This window comes from Actinoplanes sp. NPDC004185 (assembly GCF_053603475.1).
In genome coordinates, this window is the sequence record NZ_JBSGFR010000006.1 from 237,490 (window position 1) to 256,999 (window position 19,510).

A 19,510-nucleotide genomic window follows, 5' to 3' on the forward strand; every position below is an offset into this window, starting at 1 on the left:
CGTTGCGGAAGTCGCACGACCAGCCGTTCCAGGAGGAACTCCCCATGCGCAAGATCACCAAGCGTTCCGCTGCCATCATCGGCGCCACCGTCGTGGCAATCGGCGGAGGTGCCGCCTGGGCCGCCACCTCGTGGTTCAACGGCACGGGCACCGCCACTGCCGCCAGCTCGACGGTTCAGACCGTCACCGCCAGCGCAACAGTGGCTGACAATCTCTACCCGGGCAAGAACGCGACGGCCGCCGTTACCGTGACCAACCCCAACGACTACCCAGTCAAAATCAACGCCGCCAAGACGCCGGTCGTCACCAGCAACACGAACGGGTGCAATCAGGGGAGCGCCAAGCTCACGCTCGGCGATGTTCCCCCCAACACCGTCATCCCGGCGAAGACCGCGACCGGGAACGGGACGCTGACGGCCAACTGGCCGACGTTCATCCGCATGGGCGGCGACGCGTCCCCCGCCTGCGCCGGCGCGACCTTCTCGATCCAGTTCGACCTTGAGGGCGCTGTCGCCTGACCTACCGGCGGGGCGAGGCGCCATCGGCCCTCGCCCCGCCTCATTGATCGCCGCCATGGAAGGGAGTCCCGATGAGAAGACTGCGGACAGCCGCCGCTGCAGCAGCCGCAATGGTCGGGCTCCTTGCCGCCTTCGGACCAGGCCGACCACCACAATCCGATGCACCGACCCTCTTCCTCGTCCCGCGGGACGACCGTCACGGCTACCGGCCCGACGTGGAGTTCACCGTGGAGGGAACTTCCGTGCGGGGTCTCTATCCCGGCGCGGTCAAGAACATCAAGCTCAGCATCATCAACCCCTACGGCTTCGCCCTGCAGATCCGCGGCCTCACCGGCAAATTGCGCGCGACCTCCCGGCGCGGATGCACGGTGAGCACCGACAATCTCCAAGTCCGCGACTTCACCGGCCGCCTTCCTTACACGGTGCCCGCCCGCAGCCGCGCCCAGCTCAGCGGATCACTACCGATCAGCATGCCCCGACAGGCGAGCGCGAGATGCGCGGGCACCCGCTTCACAATCGTGCTCTCCGGCACCGGCACGAAGGCCTCCCGATGAATCACGTCAGCAAGCTGCTCCTGGTCACCGCGACAGCGGTAGCCGTGGCTTCCGCGGGCACGGTCATCGCTTACGCCAGCTGGCCCGTGCCGAGCAAACCGGTGAAGGTCAAGGTGCACGCGGCTGACATGCCGCAGGGAGTGCGACCGAGTGCCGCTCGTAGAGGCACGGATGCCGTTGTGACCTGGTCGCCGCAGGAGATCGGGCCCGGCGAGACGATGCAGAGCTACGTCGTCAAGCGCCACGATGCCGACGACGCTTCAGTGGTGAAAGCCTTCGCCGCGGTTACTCGCACGACGTTCACCGAGGTGGCCGTGCCGGCAGGCAGGTGGTACTGGACTGTCACGCCACGATTCGCCCGCTGGGTCGGCGAGGAGAGCAAGAGGAGCGAGAACGTCCGGTTCACCGCTCCCGCGCCGACCTCGCTGGTGGCGGACACCTCATCCGCCCAAGCGCCGGCACCTGCGGCGACCGGCACCCCGCGGCCGGCCAGTGAGGACGATCCGGCCGAGGCACCGCCTGCTCCGGTTGAAACGACCTCCCCGCCGGTGCCGGTGCGGACCACTACCCTGCCGGTCGTGCCGGAGGAGACCGACGTTGCCGTGCCGCCCGCGCCGCCGGCGACCTCTTCGGCGGCGGCGGAAGACGAGAAGTAGTTCATGAGTTCCCGTGGCCCTCGGCGTCGTACATGGCGTCGGGGGCTGCGTGCGTTTTCCGGTCGGACACGGACGGGTTAGGCCCATTCCGCGGCGGCGGTGGACGGTTGTCCCATTCCCCACGCCTTACTCGTGCGGCATGGTGGACGGGCGGATATGAACGGCTTTCCGGCACCTGGCCGAGACAGTGACGGTCGGCGGTTTGCTGTGGCGCGCTTCCGGTGCTAGCGGCCGCATAGTGCCTGACCTGCGCGTTTACCGGGCCTTACGTGAATGTGGAGGGCGGGCGGTTTCGCGTTCCGGCGTACCCCCTGCGGGTTAAGCCGGACAGACTCTCCTGCCCGATTTACGCGCCGGGAACGGCGGACGGATCACCGATCACAGCACGCCGGTATTTGCGGGAACGTGGTAACTGCAATTGAGGCTCTCGCACCATCGCAGGAGGATGCTCCGTATGCGCAAGCTCAGCAGACGGTTCGCCGCCGCTCCGACCGCCGCTGTCCGCAGGTTCGGCGCCGGCGAGGTGACGCCGTGATCCGTGATGAGCTGACCAGGCGCGAGGTTTTTCACCGCCGCGAGGACGCGGTCCTGGCGCCGGTGGAAAGCTCCGCCGTCGAGGAAATGCGAGCCGTCGAGGAAATGCGAGCCGTTGCGGACAGGCGGGCCGTCGCGGACATGCGGGTCTTCGATGACGAGCCCATCGGGGACGTGGCCGCCGCCGCCCGGCCGCAGGGGTTCCTGAGCCGGCTCGACGCGCGTACCCGGTCGATCCTCACTGCCGCCGCCGTTGCCGCCGTGCTGGTCAACGCCGGTGCGGTCTGGGCTTACTGGCGGCTCACCGGCTCGGAGACGGGCCGGGCGAACGCCGGTGCGGTTGTCGAGCTCAACCTGCGCGGCCGTTCCGATCTGAACAAGCCGCTGACTCCGGGCAGCACCGGCAACCTGACCGTGACGCTGACCAACGACAACGATTTCCCGATCCGGATCACCTCGGTTGCGCCCGCCCCCGGCACCATCATGGCGGACGACGAGCACCGGGAGAACGGCTGCGTCAACCACGGCGTCACGGTCGCGCAGGACGCGTTCAAGGTGCGGTGGGACGTTGCGCGTAACAACGTTGCCGCGTTCACCGTGCCTGGTGGGCTGGTGATGGCCGCGACGTCCGACCCGGCCTGCGCGGGTGCCGTCTTCACAGTCCCGGTGCTGGTCGGCGGCGTCGCGGGAGTCAGCTGAGCTCGGTGACCGTACGCGTGGCACTGTCGTAGGTCCGGGCCTGCACGAAGCGTCCCCGAGCGACCGGCAGGTCCCGCAGCTCGGCCGCGTAGCGGGAATGGTCCTTGGCTCGCAGGGCCAGGCTGACGTGCGGCGTCCAGGCATCCGGCGCATGTTGCGGATTACGCTCCGTGCCCGTCAGCCCTTGCCACACCGCAGCCTGGAGATCACGCAGCGCGTCGGTCGCCGCCACCCGCCAGACCACCGCGCGTTCGAAGAAGATCAGGCCGTCCAGGACCGCCTCGACCGGCAGCCCGGCGAGCGCGGTCGTGACCTCGGGCGTCAGCCGGTCGGCCGCGGCCAGCGTCAGATGCGGCCGGTTGGTGGGGTGCCGGTGCGTGGCCAGGCTGGGCAGACCCGCTGCGTGCAGGCGCTGCCAGACCGAACGGACCTGGCCGTCGAGGGCGGGATCCAGGATGAGCTCGACCGTGTGCATCACGCCACGGTGTCACGGCGGCGGCGGCGATCAACCCGCCGCCCCCGCCGCACCTGATGACATCCGGGCCGAGGCCCGGTCGGCGCGCCGCCGGTAACAGAGCGTGGGCAGGCGGTACGCCGGAGTGAAATAGTAGCGCCGATCTGCAACTTGCACTACGCCCGCAGCCGGTCCACGTTGCGCAGCGTGCGGGGGGCGGCCGGGTGCCGCTCGATCAGCGGAACCGGAGGCAGCGGCGGCAGGGAGCTACCGGTGACCGAGTCGTAGAGGTGCACGCGGGCGCGTTCGATCGCCACGTCGTTGAGCTGCTCGTCGCGGGAAGCCTTGCCGATGCCCTCGGCCATCACCCGGGAGGTGGCCTCCGCGTATCGGCGCATGTCCTTGAGGCCCTGCTCGTAGCCGATCGCCGCCTCGTGCTCGTGGCCGCGGGCCTGGCGGGCCTCCTCCCGCTCGTATGCGTTGCCGTGCGAGACGAACTTCAGCCCGACCGCCGCGCAGTCCAGGGCCACCAGCAGCAACGCGATGCCCAGGTAGAACACGCCGATGCCCCAGAAGTCGCTGGTCACCAGGTACCACATCGCCTTGGTGCGGGCCCCGAAGCCGGCGTCGGCCCGGATCGCCTCGGCGTTGACCGTACGCTGGTCGGCGATCTTGGCCGTGAGATCGGCCTGTTCCGCGGCGCGCGCGGTCCGGGCGGTCTTCTGAGTGTCCTGCAGCCGCGCGGCCTGCGCGTCCAGCCGGGCGGCCTGGTCGTCCAGCCCGCGCGACCGCTTGACCAGCGTGTCGCAGTAGCCGCCCACTGGGCAGCCCGCCTTGCGAGAGACGCCGTCGCCCTCGGAGTCGGCGATGGCCTGCTGGTAGAGCTTGCGGGCGTCGCGGCGCTTCTCCGCGGCCCGGGTGTTCAGCGCCTGCACGGCCCGGTCCTCGGCCACCGTCTGCTTCTTCAGCTCCTGCAACCGGGCGTCGTACGCAGCGATCGCTCCGCCGACCTCGATCTCGCTGATCTGCTGGTTGTGCACGTCGTTGAGCCGGTTGTCGATCTCACCCTGGTAGCGGGCCAGCATCAGCGGCTCGGTGATGATCACGGCGAACAGCAGCGCCAACGCGATCCGGCCGGCGTACAGGCCGATGGTGGGGCGGCGCAGCAGGTCCTTGGGGTCGGGCGACTCCAGCCGCTCGTAGTTGATCGCCACCCGGCCGACCACGGCCCGGTCGTACGCCACCACCCCGGTCGCCACCAGCGGCCCGACCAGCCACTGCCACCACGGGTGGGTGTAGTTCGCGCTGGCGTCGACGAAGGCGGCACCGCCCACGGTCGCGTACACGAAGTACAGCACGATGAACACGCCGATCGAGCTGTACAGCACCCGGTCGGAGTGGGTCGTCACGCTGTCCGGGTTCACGTTGGCGATCCGGAGCAGCAAGCGACGACGCATAGACCCGAGTTTCGCCGATCACAGCGGCGCGCGGGCCGAAACGGGTGGATCGCGGCGGCCCCGGGGTAGACCTGGTAGTACACAACGGCCGACCCTCCCGAGGAGCAGCATGGCTTCCACAGTCCCAGACATCACTCTCAACGACGGCCGTACCATCCCCCAGCTGGGCTTCGGCGTCTTCCAGGTGCCGCCGCCCGAGACTCAGGCGGCCGTCGAGACCGCCATCGAGATCGGCTACCGGCACATCGACACCGCCCAGATGTACGGCAACGAGCACGGCGTCGGCGCCGCCCTCGCCGCGTCCGGGCTGAGCCGCGACGAGTTCTTCGTGACCACCAAGCTCAACAACGGCGCGCACCTGCCGGACGACGCCCGGCGCGAGTTCGACGCCTCGCTCAAGGCGCTGGGCAGCGACTACGTCGACCTCTTCCTGATCCACTGGCCGCTGCCGGGCCGCTACGACGGCGACTTCAGCCAGACCTGGCGCACGCTGGAGGAGTTCTACCGCGACGGTCGGGCCCGCTCGATCGGCGTCTCCAACTTCACCCAGCACCACCTGGGCCGGCTGTTCGCCGAGACCACGGTGCGGCCGGCGGTGAACCAGATCGAGATCCACCCGTACCTGACCAACGACGCGCTGCGCGCCTTCAACACCGACCACGAGATCGCGAACGAGGCGTACTCGCCGATCGCCCAGGGCGCGGTGCTCGAGGACCCGGCGATCGTGACCATCGCCAACGAGGTCGGCAAGACCCCGGCGCAGGTGGTGCTGCGCTGGCACATCCAGCGCGGGGACATCATCTTCCCGAAGTCGAACACCGCCGAGCGGGTCCGGGAGAACTTCGAGATCTTCGACTTCGAGCTCGACGGCGGCGCGATGGGCACCATCACGGCCCTGGACCGCGGCGAGCGCGGCCGCACCGGCGCCAACCCCGACACCATGAACTGGGTGCCGGAAAGCTAGGACCGGACCTGGGCCGGGCGGTTCCGGCCCAGGCCGTAGGCCCAGACGCCGAGACCCACGAGCGGCAGGAGTACGCCGAGAGCGCAGACGCCGGTCCACCCGTACGCGCCGTAGAGCACGCCGGTGACCGCCGACGAGATCGCGCCCCCGACGAAGATCGTGCTGACGAAGACGGTGTTGAGCCGGGCACGGGCGTCTGCGCGCAACGCGTAGACCTCGTGCTGGCTCAGCACCTGGTGACATTGCACGGCGAAGTCCAGCAGCACCGCGGCGACCGCGAGCAGCACGACACTGCGCTGCCCGGCCAGTGCGAGCGTGAAGGACAGGGCGGCGAGCAGCAGGGCAGCGCCGCTCGCACTGCGGCCGTACCCCCGGTCGGCGATCCGGCCCGCGATCGGCGCCGCCGCCGCGCCGCCCGCGCCGACCAGCGCGAAGACCGCGATCTGTCCCTGACCGAAGCCGTGCTCGGCGATGAGCTGATAGGCGATCGCGGTCCAGAAGGCGCTGAACGCCCCGAACATCGTCGCCTGGCAGAGCGCGCGCCGCCGCAGCACCGGCTCGTGCCGGACCAGCTCACCGAGGCTGGCCAGCAGCGACCGGTAGCCGGCCGGATGATCGGGGCGGCGCAGCGGCAGCACCCGGCGCAGCACGAGGGCCAGCCCGAGCATCAGGACCGCCGAGATGACGTAGATGGCGCGCCAGCCCCACAGCTCCGCGACCAGGCTGGCCACCGTGCGGGCGAGCAGGATGCCGAGCAGCAGGCCGCTCATCACCCGGCCGACCACCTTGCCCCGGTCCTCGGGCGGAGCGAGGTGGGTGGCCAGCGGCACCAGCACCTGGGCGACCACCGAGGTGACACCCACTAGGACCGACACCACCAGGAACACGGCGAAGACCGGCGAGAACGCGGCGAGCAGCAGAGCCGCGGCCGTGCCGAGCAAGGTGCGGGCGGCCAGCGTCCGGTTCTCCAGCAGATCGCCCAGCGGAAGCACGAACAGCAGGCCGAGCGCGTAACCCGCCTGGGTCAGCGTGACAACGACGGCCGCCGCGCTGCGGCTGACCCCGAACGAGGTCGCGATCAGGTCGAGCAGCGGCTGCGAGTAGTACAGGTTGGCGACGGTCAGCCCGCAGGCGGCCGCCAGCACCACCGTGACCGTCCGGCTGAGCCGCGGCGACGCCCGCGGTGTGGATCGTCATGCGCCGGCGGCTACTTCAGGGCGGTGGGCTCGGTGATCGTCACACGGACCAGCACCGAGGCGTGCACGGTCTGCACCTGGGGGTCGACCTCGAGCGCCAGGTCGGCCTCCGGGGCCCCACCGAACGCGGCCATCCGCATCATCGGCTGCCCGCCCCCGCCGGCGTTCTCGTCGGCGATCTCGACCAGTCGGTCCACCTGCGCACCGACGGCCTCGGCATACTCCCGGGCGCGACCGAGCGCGTCGGCGATGGCCGCCCGGCGCACGTCTGCCCCGGCCCGGCTGCCCGGCCGCAGCTGCCACCAAGGTCCGGACAACGAGGTCTGATCACGGTCGGCCAGCCGCAGCAACAGCTCACCCAGCACAGTGAAATCGGTCACCGTCACGGTCGTGGTGACGCTGCCGGTATAGGCCGAGATGCGCTCGCCGCCCCGCTTGAGCTCAGGATGGACCTGCACGCCGGACGTCTCCCGCCGCTCGATCGCCTCGGGGAAATCGTCGAGATGGGTGCGCAGCTCGGCGGCGCGCTCGGTGAGCCGGGTCAGCGCGGTCTGCCGGTCCTTGTCCCGCGCGGAGACGGTCACGGAGAAGATCGCCAGCTCGGGCGGGACCTCCCGGGTCGCTTCACCGCGGACGACGATCATCGGTTGCTCGGCCATGTCCCGACGCTACCCGGCCGGTCCGACAATCCGGCCGGATGCGAGGCCGGCTCGACCTTGGCCCCGGCCACCGCCCTGGACCGGCTCTGGCCCGGACCCGGCCACGCCGGTCGGTGGCTCCTCACCTGGCCGGTCAGCCGGCAGCCCGGCGAGATCGGGCGAATACAGCAACTCCGGCCCCGACCGCGCCCAGAAGCAGCACCACTCCCGCGGCCACGAACACGAGCGGCGGGATTCCCCCGTCCTCATCGGCCGGTGCCGCGTCCGGCACGCGCCCGGGAGCCCCGGCCACCGGCGGCGTACTGGTCGCAGCGCCCGGCTGCGGCGCCGTCAACGCAGCCAGCAGATCGAGCTGACCAGCGCCGTAGTAGTCGTCGCGGCCCTTGTCGCCCCGGTCGATCGCCGTTGCCGTGAGGCGCTGCACGACGTCGGCGGCCGACAGGTCGGGGTACTTCGCCCGGATCAGCGCCGCCGCGCCGGCGACGATCGCGGCCGCGCCGCTGGTGCCCGTGCCGGTCACGTACTTGTCGTCGGGGGCGGGCGCCGGGATGTCGACGCCGGGGGCCACCAGGTCGACCTGGGGCCCGTGGTTGGAGAACTTCGCCACCTTGTTCGCCCGGTCCACCGCGCCGACCGTCAGCACCTGCGGGTACGCGCCCGGGAATTCCACATCGTTGCCCTTGTCGCCGCTGTTGCCGGAGGTGCCGACCAGCACCACGTCGGCCGCCGCGGCTTCGCTCACCGCGGCCCGCAGGCTCTCGCCGTCGGCGATCTCGAAGGCCATGACGATGACCTTGGCGCCGTGGTCGGCGGCCCAGCGGATGCCCTGCCCGACGAAGAACGTGTCGTTGGCCGGGGTGATCGGCATGATCTTCGCCCGCGGCGCGATGCCCAGCACGCCCGCGTCGTCGCCGTGCCCGCGTCCGGCGATGATGCCGGCCATCCCGGTGCCGTGCCCGTTGGTGTCCAGGTTGCCGACCGGTTTGTTCTGCACGACCTGCCGGCCGGGCAGGACGGCGCCGCCGAGGTCCTGGTGGGTGCCGTCCACCCCGCTGTCGAGCACCGCGACCACGACGCCGTCGCCCTTGCTGATCTGCTGCGCCTGCGCGACCTTGAGCGGCGGGAAGAACCACTGCTTGTCGCGGGCCGGGTCGGCCGAGGCCGGGACCCCCGAGCCGAATACGACCGCGAGAGCGCTGAGACCGGCCAGGATCCCCTGCGCGGTACGGCCACCTGCCAGGGTCACCCGTGCCGTCCGATGACGTTCGGGCCCGGGTCGTGCCGCGCGGTGTCGGAGCCAGGTGCGATCACCGGCTCCACGCCCTCGGCCACGCCCCAGGGGTTGTCCGGGTCGAACGGCGGCTGCTCACCGTCGCCCGCCCGCCGACTGCCACGGGCACCGCCCGGCATTCCCGGCACGCCGCTCGTCCCGGCTGTGCGCGCCGCGCCGACGGGCTCGTCCGGCAGCCAGGACGGTCGGGGCGGCCGTACCGGCTCGGCCGCGCGCCGCTGGCCGGGAGCACGTCCCGCCGCGCCGCGGGCAGCACCGCCCGGTCCGCCGACGCCGCCCAGGCCCGCACTGCCTCGCCCGGCACCGCCCGCGACGCCCCGGCCCTCGCCGGCCACCGTCTCACCGATGACCGCGCCCGAGGGCAGCGCCTGACGCCCGGCAGCCCCAGGACGGATGCCCGGTCGGGCGCCCCGGCCGATGCCGCCCGGGCCGAGGCCACCCGTGCCCAGACCGCCGGTGCCCAGTCCGCCTCCGCCGGTGCCGGTGGCACGCACGCCGGGCTCGGTGCCGCCCACGCCCGTACCGCGCACACCGGCCGGGCCCCGGCCCGGCGATCCGCCCGTGCCCAGCGGCCCGGCACCGCCCCCACCGGGGCCGATGATCGGACCGACCGGCGGCACGACGCCCGGGCCCCCACCGCCGGGCAGCGGCGCTCCGGGTGGAAGCACTCCGGGCGGATTCCCCGGGCTCGGGTTGACCACCGGCGGGTTGATGACCTCCGCGAGTCCGGGACCGTTACCGCCGCCGGTCGATCCTTCCGGGACGATCGGGTCGTGGCCGGGCAGCGGCGGCACCGGGTCGTGCGGCACCGGCACGCTCACCCCGCTGCCGCCACCGCCGCGTCCTCCGGATGATCCGGCCGCACCCACAGCGCCGGACGAACCACTGCCGGACGAACCACTGCCTGACGAGCCGCTGCCCGAACGGTCGTCGTCCGGGAGGGTCTCCCCCTCATAGCGGGGATCGATCGGGTCCAGGACGTACGGGTCCGGGACGCGCAGCCGGGCCACGTTGTCCTGCACGACCTGCTCGGCCGTGATCATGTGGGCCTGGGCCTGCTTGTCCAGCTCGTCCTCGGCGTTGTCCCACCACGCCGGGACCAGGTCGTCACTCTTCTGCTTGTACTGCTCCCAGAGCGGCTCGATGTTCTTCTTCGCCTGGCGCAGGGCCTCCAGGATGTTGGCCAGCCCGGTGGCCGTGTCGTCGGCCTCCGTCTTGGCCGCGTCCATCCGGCCGATCAGCTTGTCGACCTCGGCCACGAACGCCGCCGCCGATTTGTTCTGCTCCGGCGGCCAGGCGGTCACCAGCGCCTCGCGGGCCTTGAGCAGCAGGGCCCGCTGGTCCTTCATGGCTCCCGAGATCTCGCCCCAGGCGGACACCTGGCGCCAGGCCTCCGGGTCGTCCTCGTCCTTGACCATCGCCCACAGCCGGGGCGTGTTGTACGACCCCCAGGCCGTGCACCAGCTGCTGGTCAGCACCGGCTCGGTCACAGCGCCACCGCCTTGCCGTTCGAGTAGCGCGGATGGGCGGCCTGCTCGGCGGCGGCCTGGGCCCGACGGGCCTCCTCGGCGGCACTGAACAGGGCCTGCTCGACCCGCTTGGTGCCCTCGGCCGAGCGGGCGTCGGTGGCGTCGAACTCGGCGGCCACCTTCTCCGCCGCGGCGGCGAGCAGGCGGGCGGCGGCCAGGAAGTTACTCAGGTTCTCGGTGGACGCGGTCAGGCTGCGGGCGTACCGCTCCTTGGCGGCGTGGACACCGCCGCTGGCGTTCTGCGCGCCGAACGGCACGCTGTCGAGCGGGAGGGTCGCCCGGCCCACCGCCGGCTCGGTGATGTTGTCGACATCCGCCCGTACGTCTTCGGCGAACTTATTGAGTCCGCCGGTCTCCACATTGATGCCAGGATCGCCCACGACGCCTCCCCGTAGCCCCGTCGTCACAACGCCATGAGCGTAGCGACCACGAGCGATGCGTGGGACCCCGGATCCGGGCGGGTCAGCCGGCGGTCAGGCGGGTGACGGCCGCGGCGACGCGTTCGTCGGTGGCGGTCAGCGCGATGCGCACGTGCCGGGCCGCGGCCGGGCCGTAGAACGCGCCGGGGGCCGCCAGGATGCCGCGCTGGGCGAGCCAGTCCACTGTCGCCCAGCAGTCCTCGCCGCGGGTCGACCAGAGGTAGAGCCCGGCGGTCGAGTGCTCGATCTCGAAGCCCGCCTTGAGCAGCGCTTCCCGCAGCGACTCCCGGCGGGCGGCGTACAGCGCCCGCTGGGCCGTCACGTGCGACTCGTCGCCGAGGGCGGCCACCATCGCCGCCTGCACGGGGGCGGGCACGATCATGCCGGCGTGCTTGCGGACCGCCAGCAGTTCGGCGATCAGCGCCGGGTCGCCGCCGAGGAAGCCGGCCCGGTAGCCGGCCAGGTTCGACCGCTTGGACAGCGAGTGCACGGAGATGACGCCGGTGTAGTCGCCGCCGCAGACCTCGTCCGAGAGGACCGACACGGGCTGCTCGTCCCAGCCCAGCGTCAGGTAGCACTCGTCGCTGACCACGACAGCACCGCGCTCGCGCGCCCAGTCGACCACCTTGCGCAGGTGGTCGACCGGGAGCACGCGGCCGGTCGGATTCGACGGCGAGTTGATCCAGACGAGCTTCACCCGGGGGTCGGGCCCCAGGGCGAGCGTGGAGTCCGAGCGGATCACCTCGGCGCCGGCCAGGCGCACCCCGACCTCGTACGTCGGGTAGCAGACCTGGGGGATGACCACGACGTCGCCGCGGCCGATCCCGAGCAGCGTCGGGAGCCAGGCCACCAGCTCCTTGGAGCCGATCGTGGGCAGCACGCCGAGCCGGCCGGTGGCGCCGCAGGTGCGGGCCAGCCAGTCGGCCATGGCCGTGCGCAGCGCCGGGGTGCCGGCTGTGAGCGGGTAACCCGGCGCGTCGGCGGCCTCGGTCAGTGCCGCCCGGATCAGCGGCGGGACCGGGTCGACCGGGGTGCCGATCGACAGGTCCACGATGCCGTCCGGGTGGCCCGCCGCAACCTGCTTGGCGGGCTGCAGCAGATCCCAGGGGAAATCGGGCAGCGAGGCCGACAGCACGGTCAGTGCGCGTCCCCGCGCGGCGGCTGCGCCGTCACGAACGGGGTGTCCTTGTCGATCTTGCCGACCTTGGAGGCGCCACCCGGCGAACCGAGATCCTCGAAGAACTCGTAGTTCGCGTTCGTGTAGTCCTTCCACTGCTCCGGCACGTCATCCTCGTAGAAGATGGCCTCCACCGGGCAGACCGGCTCACAGGCTCCGCAGTCGACACACTCATCGGGGTGGATGTAGAGCATCCGATTGCCCTCGTAGATGCAGTCGACCGGGCACTCTTCGATGCATGCCTTGTCGAGCACATCGACGCAGGGCTCAGCGATGATGTAGGTCACGGGTCTTTCCCTTCCAGAGCCACGCCGCGGGACACCGCGGCGTTACGGGCAGAGCCTAGTATCTCGCCGGGAGGAGGTGGCACGTGCTCCGACGGCAGGATGTGGGACACCGGGTGGTGGTCCGCCGAATTGTAGGCGTTTCCCAGGATCGCCCACTTTTCACGGACGCGCTCGGCGAGCTGGTCGAATTGACCGAGACGGAACTCACTCTCGCGACCGCCCAGGGCACTCTGCGCGTACCGCTGCGGGAGGTGCACCGCGCCAAGCGGGTGCCCGCCGCCCGCCGGCCGCCCGCCGCCGACGTGATCGCCCTCGAGCTGGCGGCGAACGACGCCTGGCCGGCGCCGACCCAGGCCCGGCTGGGCAGCTGGATCCTGCGCGCGGCGGACAACTGGACCGGGAGGGCCAACGCGGCCCTGCCGATCGGCGACCCGGACCGCACGCTGGAAGCCGCCATCGACGCGGTCGAGCAGTGGTACGCGGCCAAGGGCCAGCAGCCGATGATCAACACTCCGATGCCGCTGGCCGCCCCGGTCAACGCCGCCCTGGACGCCCGCGGCTGGACCTCCCGCCCGCTGGTGCTCGTGCAGACCGGCGCGGTGCAGTCGCTGATCAGCGAGGTCGAGGCGCGGCGGGACCTGCCTCCGGTGGAGCTGGCCGACTCCCCCACGGACGCCTGGCTGGAGATGGTCTCGGCGCACAAGGGCCGCCTACCCGCTGCGGCCCGGCACATTCTCACCGCCGTGGAGGAAGTCGTCTTCGCCTCGGTGCAGGACGAGGACGGCACCCTGCTCGGGGTCGCCCGCGGCGCGGTGACCGGTCCCGGACCGGGCCGCTGGCTCGGCGTCTCGCTGGTGCAGACGGCCCCCGCGGCCCGCCGGCGCGGCCTGGGCCGGCACGTGATGCGCGCGGTGGCGCAGTGGGCGATCCAGCGCGGCGCTGTCCGCGCCTACCTCCAGGTGGAGGAGCGCAACACAGCCGCGGTGGCGCTCTATCAGGGCCTGGGCTTCAGCACCCACCACACCTACCTGACCCGCGAAGCCCCCCTCTAGCGACGGACCACCCGGCGCGGCTTGGTCAGCTTGGCCTTGGCGAAGGCGGCCAGCGACTTGGAGCGGTAGTCGCGGCCCAGCGCCGTGGCGAGCCAGTAGCCGAGCAGCGTGCCCACGATGGCGAAGCCGCCGTAGAGCCACACCTGGGAGAAGAAGTTTCCGGCGCCGCCGGCGAACGGGCTGTCCCCGCTGACGAACGGGCCGACCAGGATGGTCAGCAGCATGCCGCCGATCGCCGCGGCCGCCAGCTCGGGCAGCCAGCTGCCCGGTGGGACCCGCTGCGACCGGAAGAAGGTGACGGTCGCCAGCACCAGACCGATCACGGCGAACATGACGATGGAGACCCTGTTCTGGGCCGTGTCGTCCTCGTTGAACCCGATGCGGATCACCACTCGTGCGATCACGTTGATCGCGAACAGAGCCGCGGCCAACGAAGCGATCTGCACCCAACGCTGCCTCATTGCGTCCTCCCCGGACGTGCTACGGCTTCGCGCCGCAGATGAATCTAGGCTCGGGATCGTAGCGCCAGGTGAACTTCTCGCGCTCGACCTCTTGGCCATCCTTGCGGATGACGCGCCATGCGTCCTGAGTGAAACCTGGGAGTCCGCTGGAAGTGATGCACTTCGGGCCCGGCTCGCGGTAGACAGTCGGCGGCGAGGTGATGTCGCGGCGCGGGCTGCGTACGGTCTTGACGCTGTCGTAGACCTTGGTGCTCCACATCGACACGGTCACCGACTTGCTGGTGTATGAGGTGTCGATGAGGATCCCGTACGGCGTGGTGTTCTTAAATTTGAGGTCGAGGGTCGGGTAGAAGATCGTCGACTCGATGACCGCCGGATAGCGGGAGAAGTAGAACGAGTGCGGCTTGTGCTCGACGTCCTCGAGCCCCGCGTAGTAGGCGGCGTTGAACAACGTGGTGGTGAACTGCGAGGCCCCGCCGCCGACACCGGGCTCCAGCTTGCCGCCGACGATGACCGGTGCGTCTTTGTAGCCGGACGCGTACGTCCGCTCGCCGGTGTGCTTGTTCAGCGAGAAGGTCTCGCCCGGCTGGACCACGGCGCCGTCGACGGCCCGGGCGATCGTCATGATGTTCTGGCTGCGCGGGGACTTGCTGCCACCGGTGAAGTAGGTGGTGAAGGTCGAGACCTTCTCCTTGACGCCGAGCTCGGCCAGGTCGCTCTCGGTGGTGGCGCCCTCCTGCCGGGACAGCTCCGCCTCGACCGTGCGGGGCGCCGGGTCGGGCAGCACGGCGAGCAGGGCCGGGCCGAGCTTGTCCAGGTCGACCAGGTCGCCGGGCGTACCGGCGACGATCTTCGGCTTGCCGCCGGCGACGGTGATCGTCGCCTGCTCCGGCTCGCGTTCGACCGCCGCGAATTCCTTCGCCGCCGCGGCGTGCAGCTCGGGTCCGTCGATCGCCGGGGTGAGCCGGCCGTCGTCGTCGGCCCGGAAGACCAGGCCCTTGGCGATCGCCTTCGGGCTCAGCGTCAGCGCCTTGTCCCCCACCGTCACGGTGACCGGCGCGGCGACGGCCGGGACGGCCAGGTCCGCGACCAGCGCGTCGACCTGCTCCTGGGTGGTCGCCGGCGGCCGGGGCACCAGCGTGATCGTGGCGATGCCGCCGACCAGCCAGGACTGCCGGACCGCGGCCGCGGCGGCCGCCACGTCCAGGCCCTGCCCGACCGCCGGGTAGGTGGGCTTCGGGACCAGGCCCGCGTACGCGATGCCGGGCTTCTTCACGGTGATCTTCGTCGGGTCGAGGCGCTCGCGCAGCGCTTTCCCGAGCCGCGCCTCGTCCAGCTCGATCACCGGCGGCACGCTGCGGGTGCCGGTCAGCCGGGGGCTGCCCTTGATCGCCTTGCCGACGCTCAGGTCGACGTTCAGCCGCAGCCCGAGGTCGGCGGCCGGCAGCGAGAACCGCTCCCCGGCCAGGTCGATCGCGACCGGGGCGCCGGTGCGCGGGCCCACCGCGTCGGTCAGCGCCCGTTCGGCCTCGGTGCGGGACTTGCCGCCGAGCTCGACACCGAGGATCTGGGTGCCGCGGGGGACGTCACCGCCGTACACCCAGGCGGCCGCTCCGGCCCCGGCGATGAGCACGGCGGCCACGGTGCCGACCGCGACGATCCGCTTGCGGTTGACCGGGCCGTCCGCCGGTGACGTGGCCGGCCGGGACACCGTCGCGGGGGCCGGGCCGGTGGGGGACTCAGAGGCGAACACGGCGCAAGTGTGCAGGCCGGGGCGCCGCACCGACAAACAACACGAGTGGTCGTCACTGCTTTGTGACAGGCGGCCTTTTCAAGATCAAACGGTACATGTAGACCGCGAAGGTCAGGCTGCCGACCAGGATCATCACCAGCGCGACCCAGTCCTCGCCACTGATCAGATAGTCGCCCTCGGTGGTCCGCGTGCCCGCCGCGAAGAACATGATCAGCGTCCAGACCGCCCACGGCACCGCCAGCGCCCAGCGCCGGCCCACCGTGGTCACGGCGAACCAGCAGAGCGCCAGATTGGCCAGCACGGCCGCCGGGACGGCGACGCCGATCGGCACCCCACCGAGCCGCAACGGCGACAGGAAGATCTCCAGCGCCGCGCTGAGCACCGTGGCCAGCACGGCGATGAGCACTCCGGCGACCCGGAAGGTCAGCTCCAGCGCCCGGCCGGGCGGAGCGGGCGGCGGCGGGTCGGCCGTCGGGGAGACCGAGGGGGCTTCGAGAGTCATCGCCCCACCACGTTGCTGAACAGGTCGTCCTCCCACTTGTGCGGGCCACTCACCTCGCCACGCTCGCCCTTGACCAGGGTGAAGTACTCCACGCCCATGAACTCGCCGCCGAAGTCGCCGGCGATGCCGTACAGCCAGGAGTTGTCCGGGATCTGGGTGGCGTGGGCGCGCATCGCGGCCACCTTCTGCTCGTAGCAGTCGGTGCCGTCGATCCGGGCCGCGATCTCGTCGTCCGGGTGGCCGAACGGCAGGTCCTCGACGTTCTCCACGTCGGCGAACGGGTTGTCGTCCATCCCCTTGAACGCCTCCATGCCGCCCTCGAGCACGCTGCGGGGCATGGCGGTCCAGTAGATCTTCTCCGGGCCGAAACCCTCGGCCTCGGCCAGCTCGGCCGCCCGCATCGCGACCCGGTGCGCCTGGATGTGGTCCGGGTGGCCGTAGAAGCCGTTCTCGTCGTACGTGATCAGCACCTGCGGGCGTACCTCCCGCATGACCTCCAGGCACTGCCGGGCCGCCTCCTCCAGGTCGGCCTGCCAGAACGCCCGGGGATGGTTGTTGGTCTCCAGACCCATCATCCCGGAGTCGCGGTAGCGGCCCGCGCCGCCGAGGAAACGGTGGTCGGTGACGCCCAGGGCGGCACAGGCCCGCTCGAGCTCGACGATGCGCCAGCCGCCGAGCTGGTCGGCCTGGCGCGCCTCCAGCTGCGCCAGCGCGGGCACGTGGATCTCGCCTTCCTCACCCAGCGTGCAGGTCACCAGGGTCACCAGGGCGCCCTCGGCGGCATACCGGGCCATGGTGGCGCCGGTGCCGGTGACCTCGTCGTCGGGATGGGCATGCACGAGCATCAGGCGGCGTGCGGGCAGCGCGTTCGTCACGCGCGCCACTCTACGCGCGAGCGCCCGGCGGCCTCGCGTGTGCGGTTTGCCGGGCGCGAGGGGCGGGTGATCAGCGATGCTGGTCAGCGTGGAGTATCCCGAACTCGCGGAACGCACCGGCCGGTTCCGCTTCGGCGCCCCGCACGCCTTGACGGTCGGTGACGACGGCGCGCGGGTGGCCTTCCTGCGCTCCGCCGGCCCGTACGACCCCGCGCCGGCGTTGTGGGTGCTCAACGTGGCCACCGCCGCCCTCACCGAGGTGACGCCGGGGCCGGTCGACTCGTACGCCGGGTCGGCCTCGCTCGACGTGCTGGCCTGGGCCCACGACGGCCGGCTCTCCAGCACCGCCGGCCCGATCGCCACCGCCGCCGCGGTGCACGACCCGCGGCCGGACCCGACCGGGCAGCACATCGGGTACGTGACGGCGGACGGCAGCCTGCGCGTGGTCACCGACGGCACCGACGAACTGCTGGCCGGGGAGCCCGGCAGCGGCGTGACCTGGGGCGTGGCCGGGCCGGTGGCCAAGGAGTTCGGGCGCGACCGCGGCTGGTGGTGGGCCCCGGACGGGACCCGGATCCTGGCCGTACGCGGCGCCGGCCCGTCGAACAGCCTGCACCTGCTCGACCTGTACGGCGGCTGGGTCGACGTGCACTGGGACCGCGAGACGTACCCGTACCTGGTCGACGTGCACTGGCACGGCCCCGGCAACGCCCTGATCACCGTGCTGCGCCGGACCCAGCAGCACGGCCTGGTGCTGTCCGTCGATCCGCGCACCGGGGAGACCCAGGTGCACGCCGAGCTGGCGGACGCGCGGTGGGTGGAGCCCGTACCCGGAACTCCCCGGCAGCTGCCCGACGGCCGGGTCCTGGTCGGCGGCGAGCTGGCGCACGACGGCTTCGACGCCCGGTGCCTGTTCGCCGACGGCAGCCTCATCACCCCGCCCGGCCTCTACGTCCGGCGGGTCGCCGGGGTGCTGCCGCGCCCGTCCGGCGGCCCCGAGCTGATCATCGAGGGCACCGACGGCGAGCCTTCCGAGCAGCACGTCTTCGCGGTCCGTACCGCCCTGGGCGGCGGCAGCGCGAGCGCCCGCCGGCTCACGACCACGCCGGGCTGGCACACGGCCGCGGTCGGCGGCGACGTGCTGGTGCTCGACCTGACGGTCGTCCGCGGCGCGGCGGACGTGGCGACGCTGCCGTCGCTGGCCGAACCGCTGCCGTACCACCCGGAGCCGCTCCTGGAGCGGGTGACCGACCGCCGGCTGCCGGCCGCGGTGCTGTATCCCACCGGCCACGTCACCGGGACCCGCCTGCCGGTCCTGCTCGACCTGGGCGCGGGGCCGGGCCACCAGCACGTCGTGGCCGGCGCGGCCGCCTGGCAGGACCGGCAATGGTGGGCCGACGCCGGCTTCGTCGTGGTCAGCGTCGACTCCCGGGGTACGCCCGGAGTGGCGCCCAGCTTCGAGAAGGTGGTCTACCGCCGGCTCGCCGACGTGGCCCTCACCGACCAGACCGACGCGCTGCACGCCCTCACCGGCAAACACCCCGACCTCGACCTGACCCGGGTGGCGGTCCGCGGCACCGGCCTCGGCGGCTGGCTCGCGGCGCTGGCCCTGACCCGCCGGCCCGACCTGTTCCGCTGCGGCGTCGCCCGCGACCCGGTCACCGACTGGACCGAGCTGCCGCCCGCGTACGCCGAGCGCTACCTGGGCAGCCGCACCGACAACTCCGACATCTACCACCACCACAGCGTCACCCCGCCGGCGACGCTCCTCATCTCCCCCGACGGGGACCTGTCCGCAGAACTCGCATTCGTGACCCGGGAGTGTGCATGACGTCAGCCCTGATCGGCCGCAGCCTGCCCATGGAAGCCCTGGCGACGACCGAGTCCGACTACCTCCAGCTGGGCGAGACGTCGGCGCGCACGGAGCTGTGGGACGGCGGCGTACTGACGTGTCCCAGAGACACGCCGCGACACCAGCTGATCCTGAACGCCCTGGCCAACGCGCTGCGGGCGAACCGTACGGACCTGAACGTGATCTCCGGCGTACCGGTGCACCTGGGCCCGGGCCGGATCGCGGTCCCGGACCTGATCATCGCGGGCACGATCGACCTGGACCAGCCGCTGGTGGAGGCCCAGTCGGTCCGCCTGGTCTGCGAGATCACCTCGCCGGCGAGCGCAACGGTGGACTGGACGCTGAAGATGCACGCGTACGCCCAGGCCCGGATCCCTTGTTACCTGGTGGCCGAGCCGGAACGGGGGCTGCTGCACAGCAACATGCTGTCGGCGCAGGGCTACGTGGAACAGTCGGTGATGCAACTGGTCCGCGTCACCGGCCTCGATCTCTGACACCCGGACTGGCACGATCGACGGCATGCATCTGGCTCCTCTCTGTGTCAAGATGCTGGCGCGAGTGACGTTCTAAGCTTGTTGTCGGCGGGTTCGGGAAGTGACTTCTCCGAAGAGTCGGTGTGGG

The 19,510-nt window shown here is 71.7% G+C and carries 21 protein-coding genes; 8 read left to right on the forward strand and 13 right to left on the reverse strand.

Annotated features, from left to right (window positions below; genetic code table 11):
* Positions 1 to 44: 44 nt before the first annotated feature.
* From ACWEOZ_RS08980 to ACWEOZ_RS08995, 4 genes are all read left to right on the forward strand, one after another.
* Positions 45 to 518 carry a hypothetical protein gene (locus ACWEOZ_RS08980; RefSeq protein ID WP_451910155.1) on the forward strand — a complete coding sequence of 158 codons (474 nt, stop codon included), beginning with the start codon at positions 45 to 47 and terminating at the stop codon, positions 516 to 518.
* 71 nt (positions 519 to 589) lie between these two features.
* Complete coding sequence (locus ACWEOZ_RS08985) at positions 590 to 1,072, forward strand: hypothetical protein (RefSeq protein ID WP_451910156.1); 483 nt, start codon at positions 590 to 592, stop codon at positions 1,070 to 1,072.
* Between the two features lie 44 nt (positions 1,073 to 1,116).
* Positions 1,117 to 1,728 (forward strand): hypothetical protein, encoded by a 612-nt coding sequence (locus ACWEOZ_RS08990; RefSeq protein ID WP_451910157.1) that lies wholly within the window; start codon positions 1,117 to 1,119, stop codon positions 1,726 to 1,728.
* A 531-nt stretch (positions 1,729 to 2,259) separates the two neighbouring features.
* The gene (locus ACWEOZ_RS08995) at positions 2,260 to 2,961 is read left to right on the forward strand and encodes a hypothetical protein (RefSeq protein WP_451910158.1); all 702 of its coding nucleotides are present in this window, start codon (positions 2,260 to 2,262) and stop codon (positions 2,959 to 2,961) included.
* Here the strand turns inward: ACWEOZ_RS08995 and ACWEOZ_RS09000 are convergent.
* On the reverse strand, positions 2,954 to 3,436 hold the full coding sequence (locus ACWEOZ_RS09000) for a 2'-5' RNA ligase family protein (RefSeq protein WP_451910159.1): 483 nt from the start codon (positions 3,434 to 3,436) through the stop codon (positions 2,954 to 2,956). The genes ACWEOZ_RS08995 and ACWEOZ_RS09000 overlap by 8 nt on opposite strands.
* A gap of 155 nt (positions 3,437 to 3,591) precedes the next feature.
* Positions 3,592 to 4,872 carry a DUF4407 domain-containing protein gene (locus ACWEOZ_RS09005; RefSeq protein ID WP_451910160.1) on the reverse strand — a complete coding sequence of 427 codons (1,281 nt, stop codon included), beginning with the start codon at positions 4,870 to 4,872 and terminating at the stop codon, positions 3,592 to 3,594.
* Positions 4,873 to 4,981: 109 nt separating this feature from the next.
* Between ACWEOZ_RS09005 and ACWEOZ_RS09010 the strand changes: the two genes are divergently transcribed.
* The gene (locus ACWEOZ_RS09010) at positions 4,982 to 5,836 is read left to right on the forward strand and encodes an aldo/keto reductase (RefSeq protein WP_451910161.1); all 855 of its coding nucleotides are present in this window, start codon (positions 4,982 to 4,984) and stop codon (positions 5,834 to 5,836) included.
* Here ACWEOZ_RS09010 and ACWEOZ_RS09015 read toward each other — a convergent pair.
* The 7 genes from ACWEOZ_RS09015 to fdxA all read right to left on the reverse strand — a co-directional run bounded on the left by ACWEOZ_RS09015 (position 5,833) and on the right by fdxA (position 12,394).
* Complete coding sequence (locus tag ACWEOZ_RS09015; RefSeq protein ID WP_451910162.1) at positions 5,833 to 6,981, reverse strand: MFS transporter; 1,149 nt, start codon at positions 6,979 to 6,981, stop codon at positions 5,833 to 5,835. The genes ACWEOZ_RS09010 and ACWEOZ_RS09015 overlap by 4 nt on opposite strands.
* 62 nt (positions 6,982 to 7,043) lie before the next feature.
* A complete protein-coding gene (locus ACWEOZ_RS09020) occupies positions 7,044 to 7,691 on the reverse strand; it encodes an SIMPL domain-containing protein (RefSeq protein WP_451910163.1) in 648 nt (215 codons plus the stop codon).
* 133 nt (positions 7,692 to 7,824) lie between these two features.
* Positions 7,825 to 8,937 carry a S8 family serine peptidase gene (locus tag ACWEOZ_RS09025; RefSeq protein ID WP_451910164.1) on the reverse strand — a complete coding sequence of 371 codons (1,113 nt, stop codon included), beginning with the start codon at positions 8,935 to 8,937 and terminating at the stop codon, positions 7,825 to 7,827.
* Positions 8,934 to 10,472, reverse strand: a complete 1,539-nt coding sequence (locus tag ACWEOZ_RS09030; RefSeq protein ID WP_451910165.1) for a hypothetical protein — start codon at positions 10,470 to 10,472, stop codon at positions 8,934 to 8,936. Before ACWEOZ_RS09030 ends, ACWEOZ_RS09025 begins: the two co-directional genes overlap by 4 nt.
* Positions 10,469 to 10,891 (reverse strand): hypothetical protein, encoded by a 423-nt coding sequence (locus ACWEOZ_RS09035; protein ID WP_451910166.1) that lies wholly within the window; start codon positions 10,889 to 10,891, stop codon positions 10,469 to 10,471. Before ACWEOZ_RS09035 ends, ACWEOZ_RS09030 begins: the two co-directional genes overlap by 4 nt.
* An 82-nt stretch (positions 10,892 to 10,973) precedes the next feature.
* Positions 10,974 to 12,065, reverse strand: a complete 1,092-nt coding sequence (gene dapC, locus ACWEOZ_RS09040) for a succinyldiaminopimelate transaminase (RefSeq protein ID WP_451910167.1) — start codon at positions 12,063 to 12,065, stop codon at positions 10,974 to 10,976.
* A gap of 2 nt (positions 12,066 to 12,067) precedes the next feature.
* Positions 12,068 to 12,394: a ferredoxin gene (gene fdxA / locus ACWEOZ_RS09045; RefSeq protein ID WP_125804627.1), complete on the reverse strand. Its 327-nt coding sequence runs from the start codon at positions 12,392 to 12,394 to the stop codon at positions 12,068 to 12,070.
* Positions 12,395 to 12,477: 83 nt separating this feature from the next.
* On the opposite strand from fdxA, the gene ACWEOZ_RS09050 reads away from it, so the two are divergent.
* Positions 12,478 to 13,446 carry a GNAT family N-acetyltransferase gene (locus ACWEOZ_RS09050; protein WP_451910168.1) on the forward strand — a complete coding sequence of 323 codons (969 nt, stop codon included), beginning with the start codon at positions 12,478 to 12,480 and terminating at the stop codon, positions 13,444 to 13,446.
* Here the strand turns inward: ACWEOZ_RS09050 and ACWEOZ_RS09055 are convergent.
* The 4 genes from ACWEOZ_RS09055 to mshB are packed head-to-tail and all read right to left on the reverse strand — an operon-like array spanning position 13,443 to position 17,007.
* Positions 13,443 to 13,907: a hypothetical protein gene (locus tag ACWEOZ_RS09055; RefSeq protein ID WP_451910169.1), complete on the reverse strand. Its 465-nt coding sequence runs from the start codon at positions 13,905 to 13,907 to the stop codon at positions 13,443 to 13,445. The genes ACWEOZ_RS09050 and ACWEOZ_RS09055 overlap by 4 nt on opposite strands.
* 19 nt (positions 13,908 to 13,926) lie before the next feature.
* Positions 13,927 to 15,660: a VanW family protein gene (locus tag ACWEOZ_RS09060; RefSeq protein WP_451910170.1), complete on the reverse strand. Its 1,734-nt coding sequence runs from the start codon at positions 15,658 to 15,660 to the stop codon at positions 13,927 to 13,929.
* A gap of 52 nt (positions 15,661 to 15,712) precedes the next feature.
* Positions 15,713 to 16,162, reverse strand: coding sequence for a hypothetical protein (locus tag ACWEOZ_RS09065; RefSeq protein WP_451910171.1), 450 nt, complete (start codon positions 16,160 to 16,162; stop codon positions 15,713 to 15,715).
* Complete coding sequence (mshB, locus tag ACWEOZ_RS09070; protein ID WP_451910183.1) at positions 16,159 to 17,007, reverse strand: N-acetyl-1-D-myo-inositol-2-amino-2-deoxy-alpha-D-glucopyranoside deacetylase; 849 nt, start codon at positions 17,005 to 17,007, stop codon at positions 16,159 to 16,161. Before mshB ends, ACWEOZ_RS09065 begins: the two co-directional genes overlap by 4 nt.
* 106 nt (positions 17,008 to 17,113) lie before the next feature.
* On the opposite strand from mshB, the gene ACWEOZ_RS09075 reads away from it, so the two are divergent.
* Positions 17,114 to 18,868, forward strand: coding sequence for a prolyl oligopeptidase family serine peptidase (locus ACWEOZ_RS09075; RefSeq protein WP_451910172.1), 1,755 nt, complete (start codon positions 17,114 to 17,116; stop codon positions 18,866 to 18,868).
* A complete protein-coding gene (locus ACWEOZ_RS09080; protein ID WP_451910173.1) occupies positions 18,865 to 19,383 on the forward strand; it encodes a Uma2 family endonuclease in 519 nt (172 codons plus the stop codon). The genes ACWEOZ_RS09075 and ACWEOZ_RS09080 overlap by 4 nt, the downstream gene beginning before the upstream one ends.
* Positions 19,384 to 19,510: the final 127 nt, after the last annotated feature.